This window comes from Pseudonocardia autotrophica (genome assembly GCF_003945385.1).
Lineage (GTDB): Bacteria > Actinomycetota > Actinomycetes > Mycobacteriales > Pseudonocardiaceae > Pseudonocardia > Pseudonocardia autotrophica.
In genome coordinates this window covers 2,445,135-2,457,407 of record NZ_AP018920.1, presented here as the reverse complement: position 1 = coordinate 2,457,407, position 12,273 = coordinate 2,445,135, and the positions used below count along the sequence as shown (strand labels likewise).

12 protein-coding genes are annotated in these 12,273 nt (G+C 73.9%); 7 read left to right on the top strand and 5 right to left on the bottom strand.

What is annotated here, in order from left to right; all coding sequences use genetic code 11:
* Nucleotides 1-495: 495 nt before the first annotated feature.
* From Pdca_RS11595 to Pdca_RS11585, 3 genes are all read left to right on the top strand, one after another.
* Nucleotides 496-1,308, top strand: coding sequence for an SGNH/GDSL hydrolase family protein (locus tag Pdca_RS11595; protein WP_158092277.1), 813 nt, complete (start codon nucleotides 496-498; stop codon nucleotides 1,306-1,308).
* 83 nt (nucleotides 1,309-1,391) lie between these two features.
* On the top strand, nucleotides 1,392-2,213 hold the full coding sequence (locus Pdca_RS11590) for a glycerophosphodiester phosphodiesterase (RefSeq protein WP_085915362.1): 822 nt from the start codon (nucleotides 1,392-1,394) through the stop codon (nucleotides 2,211-2,213).
* 112 nt (nucleotides 2,214-2,325) lie between these two features.
* Nucleotides 2,326-2,790 (top strand): hypothetical protein, encoded by a 465-nt coding sequence (locus Pdca_RS11585; RefSeq protein WP_085915345.1) that lies wholly within the window; start codon nucleotides 2,326-2,328, stop codon nucleotides 2,788-2,790.
* Here the strand turns inward: Pdca_RS11585 and Pdca_RS11580 are convergent.
* The 3 genes from Pdca_RS11580 to Pdca_RS11570 all read right to left on the bottom strand — a co-directional run bounded on the left by Pdca_RS11580 (nucleotide 2,763) and on the right by Pdca_RS11570 (nucleotide 4,160).
* On the bottom strand, nucleotides 2,763-3,167 hold the full coding sequence (locus Pdca_RS11580; protein WP_085915346.1) for a DUF1232 domain-containing protein: 405 nt from the start codon (nucleotides 3,165-3,167) through the stop codon (nucleotides 2,763-2,765). The two genes, Pdca_RS11585 and Pdca_RS11580, sit on opposite strands and share 28 nt — an antisense overlap.
* Before the next feature lie 87 nt (nucleotides 3,168-3,254).
* Nucleotides 3,255-3,698: a CBS domain-containing protein gene (locus Pdca_RS11575; RefSeq protein WP_085915363.1), complete on the bottom strand. Its 444-nt coding sequence runs from the start codon at nucleotides 3,696-3,698 to the stop codon at nucleotides 3,255-3,257.
* Nucleotides 3,699-3,809: 111 nt separating this feature from the next.
* Nucleotides 3,810-4,160, bottom strand: a complete 351-nt coding sequence (locus Pdca_RS11570) for a hypothetical protein (RefSeq protein ID WP_085915347.1) — start codon at nucleotides 4,158-4,160, stop codon at nucleotides 3,810-3,812.
* Between the two features lie 293 nt (nucleotides 4,161-4,453).
* Here Pdca_RS11570 and Pdca_RS11565 point away from each other — a divergent pair, with 293 nt between their 5' ends.
* Entirely contained in the window at nucleotides 4,454-5,113 is a 660-nt protein-coding gene (locus Pdca_RS11565) for a PadR family transcriptional regulator (RefSeq protein ID WP_232021525.1), read from the top strand.
* An 18-nt stretch (nucleotides 5,114-5,131) separates the two neighbouring features.
* Here the strand turns inward: Pdca_RS11565 and Pdca_RS11560 are convergent, their stop codons facing one another.
* Nucleotides 5,132-6,433: an MFS transporter gene (locus Pdca_RS11560; protein WP_085915348.1), complete on the bottom strand. Its 1,302-nt coding sequence runs from the start codon at nucleotides 6,431-6,433 to the stop codon at nucleotides 5,132-5,134.
* A 163-nt stretch (nucleotides 6,434-6,596) separates the two neighbouring features.
* Between Pdca_RS11560 and Pdca_RS11555 the strand changes: the two genes are divergently transcribed.
* Nucleotides 6,597-7,553, top strand: a complete 957-nt coding sequence (locus Pdca_RS11555) for a proteasome assembly chaperone family protein (protein ID WP_085915349.1) — start codon at nucleotides 6,597-6,599, stop codon at nucleotides 7,551-7,553.
* A gap of 3 nt (nucleotides 7,554-7,556) precedes the next feature.
* Here Pdca_RS11555 and Pdca_RS11550 read toward each other — a convergent pair whose 3' ends face one another.
* Nucleotides 7,557-9,860: a transketolase-like TK C-terminal-containing protein gene (locus tag Pdca_RS11550; RefSeq protein WP_085915350.1), complete on the bottom strand. Its 2,304-nt coding sequence runs from the start codon at nucleotides 9,858-9,860 to the stop codon at nucleotides 7,557-7,559.
* Nucleotides 9,861-10,119: 259 nt separating this feature from the next.
* On the opposite strand from Pdca_RS11550, the gene Pdca_RS11545 reads away from it, so the two are divergent.
* The gene (locus Pdca_RS11545) at nucleotides 10,120-10,671 is read left to right on the top strand and encodes an Lrp/AsnC family transcriptional regulator (protein WP_232021524.1); all 552 of its coding nucleotides are present in this window, start codon (nucleotides 10,120-10,122) and stop codon (nucleotides 10,669-10,671) included.
* Nucleotides 10,672-10,752: 81 nt separating this feature from the next.
* Complete coding sequence (locus Pdca_RS11540; RefSeq protein WP_232021523.1) at nucleotides 10,753-12,072, top strand: serine hydrolase domain-containing protein; 1,320 nt, start codon at nucleotides 10,753-10,755, stop codon at nucleotides 12,070-12,072.
* The last annotated feature ends 201 nt before the right edge of the window (nucleotides 12,073-12,273 follow it).

The window sequence follows — 12,273 nt, the reverse complement described above, 5'->3', positions numbered from 1 at the left end:
CTTCCGGATCGCGGAACGGTGGACAACCCGTGGGGAGCGGGGCAGCCCGTCGGGGGGTCGGGCTGCGTCCGGTTCGTGACCGTTCCGTGATCTGTAACCGACGCTAGCCCGACGCGATGCGACGGCAAACCCGATGGAGTGCCGGCGAGACCACTGGGAGCCGTCGGGCGGTGAGCGGACGCTGGGTGACGAGAGCGGTCGCCACCCGCCGTTCACCGCAGGGACAACTGGTCGATGCGCCGACGAATCGGCCGCTGAACTGGGACGACGTCATCGCGTCGGCGACGGGCGAGTGGTACGTCCGTTTGCCGGGCTGTGTCGCCGATCACCCAGCGTGTTCGCGACGGCAACGCCGCGAGCTGGGGCGACGCCGCGGGCGCCGCCGGCCGGCAGATCCGGCACACCCGTTCGGCCCACCGGCTCCGCACCGCCCGTACCGCGCCTCACCCGGAACCGCGATTGCCCGGCCCGCCCGGGCCGGGTTGGCTGGAGGGCGTGCGCCGACTCCTGGTCCCCGTGCTGGCCGTGCTGTTGCTCGTCGGCCTCGCCCCGTCGGCGCTCGCCGCTCCGAGCGGATCGACGCAGACCGCGACCCGCTACGTCGCCCTCGGCGACTCCTACGCGGCCGGCGTCGGCGCCGCGGCCGATCCGGCGAGCGGCGAATGCCTGCGCGGCCCCGACGCCTACCCGGCGCTCTGGGCCGAGCAGCACGCGCCCGCGTCGTTCACCTCCGTCGCCTGCAGCGGTGCGACCAGCGGCGAGGTCATCGCCCGCCAGGTCAGGACGGTCGCCGCCGACACCACCCTGGTGACGATCACCGTCGGCGGCAACGACACCGGCTTCGGGCCGGTGCTCGCCACCTGCAGCACCGCCCCGGACGACGAGACCTGCTTCCGCGCGATCCGCGGCGGTGAGCGGATCGCCGAGCTGTTCGCCCCGGGCGGGCTGATCTCGGTGATCGTCGGGGTCCGGCTGCAGGCACCGGACGCACGGATCGTCGTCCTCGGTTACCCGCGGCTGTTCGAGCCCGGTGCGAGCTGCGACGTCGCCGGCGTCCCGAACGCGGCCCGCCGCGAGGCGCTGAACCGGGCCGCCGACACGCTGAACGACGCGCTCGCCGACGCGGCACAACGCTTCCGCGGGCAGTTCGTCGACGTCCGGGACGCGTTCGGCGGGCACGGGCTCTGCGGCGCCGATCCGTGGATCAACCCGCCGGGGGCCGGCAGCCCGGCCGCCTACCACCCGACGTCCGCCGGCTACCGGAACGGCTACCTCCCCGTCCTGGACGCGGCCGCCGCCCGCCCGTGAGCCACGATCGGTTCGACCCGGCGTCGTCCCTCCGTCATCCGGCGTGCACCGGCCGGACCGGCCCGCCGTGCAGGGTCGGGGACATGCGCCGCCTTCTCGGCTTCCTGCTCGTCCCGGCCGCACTGCTGGCCCTCGCCCCCATCGCGTCCGCCGCCCCGGGTGCCGACGGCACCGGCGTGGAGGTGATCGCACACCGGGGCGCCTCCGCCGACGCCCCGGAGAACACCCTCGCCGCCGTCGACGAGGCACTCACCCAGGGCGCCGACTCGATCGAGATCGACCTGCAGCGGACCGCCGACGGCCACCTCGTCCTGCTGCACGACAGCACGCTCGCCCGCACCACCGACGTCGCGACCGTCTTCCCGGACCGGGCCGGCGAACCGGTCGGCGGGTTCACGCTCGCCGAGCTGAAGCGGCTCGACGCGGGCTCGTGGTTCGGCCCGGCCTTCGCCGGGGAGCGCATCCCGACCCTCGCCGAGCTCCTCGCACGCATCGGGGACCGGGCCGGGCTGCTGATCGAACTGAAGGACCCGGCGTCGTACCCGGGGATCGAGCAGCAGGTCGCCGACGGGATCGGGGCGCCGCGCGCCGATCTCGTCGTGCAGTCCTTCGATCACGACGCGATGCGCCGGTTCGCCGCCGTCGCGCCGGACGTCCCGGCCGGATGGCTGTTCGGCACCCGGCCGACCGAGGCAGAGCTCGACGCCGCCGCGGCCGTCGCCGACCAGATCAACCCGAGCTTCCGGGTCACCGACGCCGAGCTGGTCACGGCGGTGCGGGCCCGCGGGATGGAGACCGGGGTCTACACCGTCAACTCCGAGGCCGACATGCGCCGGATGATCGACGCGGGGGTGCACCGGATCATCACCGACGTACCGGCCGCGCTGCGGGCGGTGCTCGGCTGAGGCCGGTGGGACGAGCGGCACACCGCTCATCGGCAGGTCCACGACACCCACCTCACAGACCCGGACCTAGACTCTCCGGAACCCGATCGGTGGTGGTGAGTGGAGGAACCCGATGACGCCTGTCCGGCGGTGTGCGCTGCTCGTTCCGGCAGCGCTGTTGCTGCTCGCCGGCTGCGGCGGTTCGCTCGCGACCCAGCCCGGCACGTCGCGCCCGGCGACGACCACCGCGGCACAGGCGAGCACGCCGTTCTGTGACGCCGTGCAGGCCAGCCGCGAGGCCACCCAGCCGGTCGGCGGGATCGGCCTCGGCCGCGCGGTGGAGGACGTCGAGTCGGTCGCCTCGAACGTGCGACGCGCCAACCAGCAGGTCACCGGACTGGCGCCGCAGGAGATCCGGACCGACTTCGACCGGGTGAACCAGATCGTGGAGCGTCAGCTCCAGCTGCTCGAGGCGAACGGCGGCGACACGGTCGCCGTCGCCCGGAACCCGGAGATCGCCGAGGCCCGCAGCGACCCCGAGTACCAGGCCTCCAGCCAGCGGATCAACGACTACGTCCGGTCGAACTGCGAGATCTGACCGCCGTCGACAACGATCGCCGGCTCACTGCGCCAGCCGAGGTAACGGTCGGCCTCGACGAGCAGTGCACCGCCCAGCCACATCGCCACGATCGCGTCGTCGCCGAGGCCGAACACGCTGAGGAAGGCCTCCGGCACCAGGTCCACCGGTGAGACCAGGTAGGCCAGCGCGAGCAGGAACAGCGCCAACCGGCCCTTCCCCAGGTGCGGGTAACTGCCGCGCCACGCGTCACCCAGCATGGCGGGCAGTGCCCGGAACCGCTGGGCGGGCCCGGGCTCGCCGGGTGCGCCACGCCGGGTGAGGGCACGGAAGAGCGTCGCGAAGGCGGCCGTACGGCCGGCACGACGACCCGCGGTCGAAGCAGAAGCTGCGCTCATGTCCGGTGCAACGCTCGGACCGCCCCCGTCGTTCCCGGCGACACGCCGGTCCGGTGCCGCCGGGGCCGTTCTCTCGGTGCTGCTCTCTCAGTGCGATGCGATGTAGATGTCGCGCAGCACCCCGGTCTCGGTGCTCATCTCCGCCAGCCGCTGCTTCACCACGTCACCGATGCTGACCATGCCGCACAGCTTCCCGTTCTGCACCACCGGGAGGTGCCGGTGCCGCCAGCGGTTCATCAGGACCATGACCTCGGCGATCGAGTCATCCGGCGAGCAGGTGACCACCGCCCGGGTCATCACGTCGGCGACGGTGAGCCGGGTCAGCCCGGCCCCCTCGGTCGCGAACCGCCGGACGATGTCGCGTTCGGAGATGATGCCGGCGACCCGCTCGCGGAATCCGTCGTCGGAGACCACGAGGGCTCCGATCGCGGGCGGCCCGGACAGCCGTGTGGCCGCCTCGCCGATCGTGTTCCAGGACAGCACCGTGTGCACGCTGTCGCCCTTGATCCGCAAGATGTCGGACACCTTCATCTGTACCTCCATCGCCACCGCCGCGAGCATCGAGTGTCCACCCGGCGGGCAACGTTGCACAAGCCAACGGTCGGGCCGTCTCGACTCGTAGGCGGCCTGTTCCGGCCGGTCTCAGCGCTGCCGGGGCCTGCGCGTCCGCCGGAGCACCAGAACCGCACCGATCCCCGCGGCCAGCGCCCCACCGGCGAACGGGACCGCCGCCCGCGCCATCTCGCCGGCCCGCACGACGAGTGCCTCCCGGCGGTAGGCGATGCCCGCCGCCAGCCGGTCCAGGCTCGCCCGCAGCTCGGTGGCCGCCGCGACGACCCGGTCGTCGCGGCCGTCGGAGTGCGCGGAGAGCCGGTCGCGCAGCACCGCCGGGGAGACCTCGCTGAGGTCGAGCTCCTCCGCCGAGTCCGTCACCTCTCCGATCTCGCCGGCACCGCTGTCCCCGGTGGACTTCCGCTGGTCGTGACGCCCCACGACGGTCCCTCCCCTCGTCCGGCCCGGCCGATCCGGACCCCGCCCGATCAGTCAACGGCATCGCGCCCGGCCCGGCCAGCGACGGACCGGCCCACAGGAAACTCTCAGACACATCTCGTTGCAACGGTAATAGATCGCGATATATCGTGATGGCACACGAGCCGATCGAGAGGCAGGCTCACGACGAGAGGACACCAGCCATGACCACCCGAGACATGCACGATCACCGGTGGCCGTTCGGCCGCTCCGGACCGTTCCAGCGACCCGGCCCCCGAGGCCGCGAGGAGGCCCCCGTGAACGACGAGTACACCGACCCCGACGACGGGGGCGACCCGCGCCGCCGCCGTCCGCACCGCGGCGGGCCGCACGGGCGGGGCCGCGGCTTCGGACCGGGCGGCGCGTTCGGCCCGGGCGGCTTCGGCCCCGGGGGCCCGTTCGGCGGGCCCGGCGGCCCGTTCGGGCCGGGCGGGCCGGGCCGAGGTTTCGGCAGGCGCGGCAGGCGGACCGCCCGCGGCGACGTCCGGACGGCGGTGCTCGCGGTCGTCGCCGACGGCCCGCGGCACGGCTACGAGATCATCCAGGAGATCACCGCCCGGACCGGCGGGCAGTGGAAGCCGAGCCCCGGCTCGGTCTATCCGATGCTCTCCCAGCTGGAGGACGAGGGACTCGTCCGGTCCGAGCAGACCGAGGGCCGCCGCGTCGTCCACCTCACCGAGGAGGGCACCCGGCACGTCGAGGAGCACCGCGCGGCGCTGGACGCGGTGTGGGCCCCGTTCGCCGATGACGGCGAGGCCGCGTCCGACGACCCGGCCACCGGTCTGGGCGAGGAGCTGGCCCGGCTGCACGCGGCAGCCCGGCAGGTGGCCGACGCCGGCACGCCCGAGCAGATCACCTCGGCCACCGAGGCGCTGACCGAGGCGCGCAAGGCGCTCTACCGGCTGCTGGCCGAGTAGCCCGCGCCGGCGGGACGCTCACGAGCCGGGGCGGCCCCGCCGGCGCAGCACCTCACGCAGCGGCGGCACGACGGTGCCCTCCTCAGCCAGCACCCGGCGGGCCTTGCGGCGCGCGACGAGCACCCCGGCCGTGGTGATCGCCCAGATCGGGAACTGCACCAGCCAGGCGATCCGGAACGCCTCCGGGGTGTAGCCGCCCGCGATCCCGAGCACGGCGCCGACCAGCAGCGTCGTCAGCAGCGACGCGGTGAACCCGCCGACGTTGACGATCCCGACGGCCGTTCCGCGCCGGTGCTCGGGATTGAAGGTGCGGGCGTAGTCGAACCCGACCGCCGAGCACGGCCCGTTCGCGGCGAGCACCACCACCAGCAGCACCAGCAGCCACAGCGGTGCCGGCGGCGGCACCAGCAGCACCACCGCCCACACCAGCGCGGTCGCCCCGATCACCGTGAGCACCAGCCAGGATCGGCGCAGCGGGTGCCGCGCGGTGAACTCGCCGAACACCGGCCCGGCCACCGCGCCCGCGGCGACCAGCACGGTCAGCATCACCGAGGCACCCGCCGGGCTCATCCCCTGCCCGGCGACCAGGTACGGCACGCCCCACAGCAGCGCGAACACCAGGCCGGAGAACTGGGTCCCGGCGTGCGACCACAGCCCGAGCCGGGTGCCCGGATGCCGCCAGGCCCCGACGAGACCGTCCAGCACCTCGCGGGGGCTCGCCGCCGGGGCCGGAGCCGGGCTGCCCGGCGGGCGGTTCGCGAACACCGCCAGCACCGCGATCGTGGCGACCAGCCCGGCCGCGGCAGCGGCGAGGAACGCGGTCGTCCAGCCGTAGCCGTGCAGCAGGGTCGCCAGCGGGATCGCCGACAGCACCTGCCCGAACTGGCCGAGCAGCGCCGTCACCTGGGTCATCAGCGGCACCCGGCGGGCCGGGAACCAGGCCGACACGACCGAGAGCACCGAGATGAAGGTCAGCGCGTCGCCGACCCCGACCAGTACCCGGGCCGCGATCGCCAGCGGCAGTGCGGTCGCCAGCGCGACCATGACCTGCGCCGCGGTCATCGTCAGCCCGCCCGCCAGCACCATCGCCCGCGCGCCGAACCGGTCGAGCAGCAGGCCGACCGGGACCTGTAGTGCGGCGTAGACGAGCAGCTGCAGTACGAGGAACCCGGCGAGGACGGTCGGGGAGGCGTCGAACCGCTCCGCGGCATCCAGCCCGGCGACGCCGAACGAGCTGCGTTGCAGTACCGCCACCGTGTAGGCGAGAAGACCGGCGGACCAGACCAGGTAGGCGCCGCGCGGCGCCGAAGACGTTGCCATGACGAACGTCCATCCTGGTGCATTCCGGCCCGGAGCACCCGCTCGGCCGACCAGTGTCACACCCGGTCCGGGCCGCCGCCCCGCACCACCACCCGACGTCCGGCTAGGGTCGGACGGGCGGCGGGCCTCGGCCGCCGCGGACGCCACCACACGGAGGACCTCGGTGCTCGATCCCGCTCAGCTCTACCAGGTCGATCCGGCCGCACCGCACCTCGACGAGCCCGTGCTGATCGTCGTACTGGACGGGTTCGTCGACGCGGGCAACGCCGGAGCGCTCGCCGTCGGCGCGATGACCGACGAGCGGGAGGTCAGCCGGGTCGCGACCTTCGACATCGACCAGCTCGTCGACTACCGGTCGCGACGGCCCCCGCTGCGCTTCGAGAACGACCGCTGGGCCGACTACGACCCGCCCACCCTCGAGGTCGTCGCGCTGCCCGACACCGGCGACACGCAGTACCTGCTGCTCGCCGGGCCGGAGCCGGACACCCAGTGGGAGCGATTCGTCGCCGCGGTGGGGCTGCTGGTCGAGCAGCTCGGTGTGCGCCTGGTGATCACCCTGCAGGGCATCCCGATGGCGGCCCCGCACACCCGTCCGATCGGCGTCACGGCGCACGCGACGCGGCCCGAGCTCGTCGAGGGGCACCAGCCCTGGTTCGCGACCGCGGACGTGCCGGGCAGCGCGGCCGCGCTGCTGGAGTTCCGGCTCGGCCAGGCCGGGCAGGATGCGATGGGATTCGCCGTGCACGTCCCGCACTACCTGTCGCGCTCGGCCTACCCGCAGGCGGCGCGGGTGCTGCTCGACCACGCGGGCCTCTCGGCGGGTCTCTATCTGCCGACCGAGACGCTGACCCGTGCCGCGGAACAGGCCGACACCGAGATCGCCGAGCAGATGGCCGAGTCCGACGAGGTCGTCCAGGTCGTGAAGGCGCTGGAGGAGCAGTACGACCAGGTCGTCGCCGCCCGCGAGGCCGGTGACCTGACCGACGGGCTGGCGGGCGGGCAGCTGCCCAGCGGCGACGAGCTGGCGGCGGAGTTCGAGCGGTTCCTGGCCGAGGGCGGCGACGAGAAGCCGGGCGGGAAGTCCGGCGGCGACGAGCCGCCGCACGAACCTCCCGCCTGATCCCTACAGCAGGTCCAGCGCCGCTCCCACCACGGCGTCCGCGTCGAGCCCGTGATGGGCGTAGACCGACGCGAGATCGCCGGACTGGCCGAACCGGGTCACCCCCAGGTGGGTGGCGGGGACCCGGTTGATCCCGGCCAGGAACGCGAGCGTGTGCGGGTGGCCGTCGAGCAGCGTGACCAGCGGGGCGGCCCGGCGTGCGGGGAACACCGAGTCCAGCACCCACGGCTCCGCCTGCGGCCGGGCCGGCCGGCCGGCCCTGGCCTGGACCGCGTCGAAGAGCAGTCCGGGTGCGGTCACGCACACGACGTCGGCCTCGTGCCCGAGCTCGGCGAGCCGGTCGGCGGCGGCGAGCGCCTCGGTGAGCAGCGGCCCCATCGCGGCGATCGTCACCGACGGCGGGCCGTCCGCCCGGCGCAGCGGGTACGCCCCGGCGACGACCTGCCTGCGGCGCCGCTCGCGGGCGGCCGGATCGGCGGGGACCGCGGCCAGCGACTGGTCCACCGGCCGGGTCGACAGGCGCAGATAGGCCGACGTGCCGTCCGGGCGCCCGAGCCTGGCCAGCGACGCCAGCAGGGTCCACTCGACATCGATGGCGAACGCGGGCTCGTAGGTCACGCAGCCCGGCTGCTCCAGTCCGACCGACGGAGTGGTGATCGACTGGTGGGCGCCGCCCTCCGGTGCCAGCGACACCCCGGACGGCGTCCCGACCAGGATCGACTGCCCGCCCGCGTAGATCCCGAACGACCACGGTTCCAGTGCCCGCTCGACGAACGGGTCGTAGAGCACCCCGATCGGCAGCACCGGGCTGCCCCAGCGCGACCAGGTGGCCCCCAGCTCACCGAGCGCACCGACCAGGTTCCCCTCGGCGATGCCCAGCTCCAGGTGCTGGCCGGTGGGCCGCTCACGCCAGTGCAGGATCGTCTCCGGGTCGTCGTCGAACCAGTCCCGGCGCTCGGCCGTCGACCACACCCCGACCTTGTTCACCCAGCCGCCGAGGTTCGTCGAGGACGACACGTCGGGGCACAGGGTGACCACCCGCCCGGCCGCGTCGGGGGCCTCCCGGGTCAGATCGAGCAGGGCCCGGCCGAGTGCGGCCTGGGTGGTGGCCCGCCCGGTCGGCGTACGGCCGATGTCGGTCGGCACGGCGGGTGCCGGCTCCGGGACCGGTGCCGCCCGGCGCAGCCGACCGGCGGTCTCGGCGCACAGCCGCCCTGGCGGGCTCGCGGGATCGAACCGGCGCCACGGGTCGTCGACATCGGCGCCGACCGTGCCGGCCAGCTCGCTCATCTGCTCGGCGGACAGCAGCGAGCCGTGGTTCTGCGGGTGGCCCGCGGTGGCCAGGCCGTGGCCCTTGACGGTGTAGGCGAGGATCACGGTGGGACGGCTGTCGTCGATCGCCTCGAACGCCTCGCCCAGCGCGGCGGGATCGTGCCCGCCCAGGTTCCGGACGGCGGCGAGCAGCGTCGCGTCGTCCAGCCCGTCGACGAGCTGTGCGACGCCGGGGGCACCGTCGGGCAGCCGCTTGCGGACCTCGGCCGCGTCGCAGCGCAGCAGCCGCTGGTACTCGGGGTTCGGCATGCCGTCGATGCGCTCGCGCAGCGCCTCCCCGCCCGGCCGGGCGAACAGCTCGTGCAGCAGCCGTCCGTACTTCACGGTGAGGACCTGCCAGCCCGCAGCGGCGAACATGCCCTCGATCCGCGGTGCGCCGATGTTGGGCACGACCCGGTCCAGTGACTGCCGGTTGAGGTCGACCACCCAGACGACCTCGCCGAGCTCGCCGACCATCGGGTCCAGGATCGCCTCCCAGACCGCGCCCTCGTCCAGCTCGGCGTCGCCGACCAGGGAGTACTGCCGCCCCTCCCCCGCGCCGCCGAAGTGCGAGTCGACGTAGCGGCGCGCCACGGCGCCCCAGATCGGGGCGGTCGCACCGATGCCGACCGAGCCGGTGGAGTAGTCGACCGGATCCGGGTCCTTCGACCGGGACGGGTAGGACTGCAGCCCACCGAAGGCGCGCAGCGTCGGCAGGTAGGACTCGTCGAGCTCGCCGAGCAGGTAGTTGATGGCGTGCAGCACCGGTGACGCGTGCGGCTTGACCGAGACCCGGTCACCGGCCCGGAGGTGCTCGAACCAGAGCGTCGTCATGATCGTGACCAGCGAGGCCGACGACGCCTGGTGCCCACCCACCTTGAGCCCGCTCGGGTCGCCGCGCCGGTTCGCCGCGTCGATGATCGCGGTGGACAACCACAGCACCCGCCGCTCGATCTCGCCGATCGCCGCGTCGTCGCGTCCGGTGCTTGCCGTCATCGCCGTTCCCTACTCTCGCCGCCCACGCAGGTTGCCGGGGAAGCTCACCAGGATGGGGACGACTGCACAACCGTCCGGGTCGATCACGTGCAGATTGCTCAACATACGGTGGCGTCGATGCGGTTCGGGACCGCAGAGTGCCCACCCGACCGGACGCTCACCGGTAGCCGGCGACGACGGTGCACGGCTCCACCCACCGCCGCACCGCGGGCCCACCGTCGCGCAGACTGCACGCCACGGGATGGGAAGGAGTCGCAGAATGCACACCGACGACAGGGACGGCGCCGTGGACGGCAGGGACGACACCGGCCCGGCCGCCGCGGTACGCGCGGCACCCACCGATCTCGACGGTCACGACGCACGGCTGCTCCTCGCGCTGGCCCGGGAGCCGCGGGCCACCGTGCTGGCGCTCGCCGAGCAGGTGGGGCTGTCCCGCAACACCGTGCAGGCCCGGCTGGCGCGACTCGACCGGCTCGGCGCGCTGGACACCTTCGAGCGCCGGGTCGATCCCGCGGTGCTGGGCTACCCGCTGACCGCCTTCGTCACGGTGCGGGTGGTGCAGCGAGAGCTGGCCGCGGTCGCCGACGCGCTGGACCGGGTGCCCGAGGTGCTGGAGGTCCACGGCATCTCGGGGGCCGAGGACCTCCTCGTGCACCTGGTCGCCCGCGACGCCGACGACCTGTACCGGATCGCCGGGCACCTGCTCGCCATCGAGGGTGTCGAGCGGACCTCCACGTCGCTGGTGATGCGCTCGCTGGTCGGGTTCCGCACCGCCCCTCTGCTGCACCGGCTGAGCCGGGGCGACCGGTGAACCGGCACCGCCCTCCACGCACCTGACGGTCCGGCGTGTGGCGGGCCGAGCATGCCGGGCCGCCCCGGCTACGGTCGTCGGGTGCTCCCCTCGACCCAGCGCACCCTGCTCGCCCGCGTCGCCCGCGCCCAGCGCGACGGCCGTGTCCCCTCGCTCGTCGCCGGTGTCGTCCGCGACGGTGCGCTGGCCTGGCACGCCGGCCGCGGGACCTTCCCGGACGGTGCGGCGCACGACGACGTCCAGTACCGGATCGGGTCGATCACCAAGACGGTCTGCGCGATCACCGTGCTGCGGCTGCGCGACGCGGGCGTCCTCGATCTCGACGACCGGCTGGAGCAGCACCTGCCCGGTACCCCGCTCGGTGACCGGACGCTCGGCCAGCTGCTCTCGCACCTGGCCGGGGCCGGCTCGGAGAGTCCCGGGCAGTGGTGGGAGCGGGCACCCGGCGGCTCGCTCGACGAGCTCGGCCTCGGCGAGGCCGACCGGGTGCTGCCCGCGGCCCGCCGCTTCCACTACTCCAACCTCGGGTTCGGTCTGCTCGGGGAGGTCGTCGCGCATACCCGCGGTACCGCCTGGGCCGAGGTCGCGCGCGAGGAGGTACTGCTCCCACTCGGGATGACCCGCACCTCACCCCGTCCGCAGGACCCGGCGGCGCAGGGCCGCGCGGTACACCCGTGGGCCGAGCTCACACTGCCCGAGCCGGAGCACGACGCCGGAGCGATGGCCCCGGCCGGGCAGCTCTGGTGCACCGCCCGTGATCTGGCCCGGCTCGGCGCATTCCTGCTCGGCGACACCGGCGATGTGCTGGCCCCCGCCACCGTCGAGGAGATGACGCTGCCCGCGGGCATCGACGCGTCGTCGCCGATCTGGGCGGGCTACGGGCTCGGCGTACAGGTGCTGCGCGTCGAGGGCGGGGCGACGCTGGTCGGTCACGGCGGGTCGATGCCCGGCTTCCTCGCCGGCCTGTGGGTCGACCGCGAGGAGGGCACCGGGGCTCTGGCGATGGGCAACACGACTTCGGGGATGGACTCGGGTCTGGCAGCCGGGCTGCTCGCCGACGTGAAGGCCGCCGAGCCGCGGATCGTGGACGCCTGGGCGCCGGAGCCGTCGCCGGTGGATCCGGCCCTGCTCGGCCCGTGGTTCTGGGGCCCGTCGCCGTACGCGCTGCGGGCGGTCCCCGGCGGGATTCTGCACCTGGGCGGGCTGGGCCGCCCAGGACGATCGTCGCGGTTCCGGCCGGGCCCGGACGGCACCTGGATCGGGCTGGACGGCTACTTCGCCGGTGAAACGCTGCGGATCTCCGACGACCACCTGTGGCTGGCCACCTTCGTCTTCACCCGGACCCCCTACGATCCGGCGGCTCCGGTGCCGGGCGGCGTGGACCGTTCCGGATGGCGATAAAGATGAACAAATCGGACAAAATTTGAGCGATATCGAATTGAAACAGTCGGCCGTAACGCGCTGACCTGCACCGACCATTTCCGACGGGTTGCCCCGTCACCACAACATCGTCCGATTTTCCTACACTCCCCCGGCAAGCATGTGCACGATCGAGCGTGCTCGACCAGGGAGGGGGAAACGCCCGAACGGGCGTGACCTGGA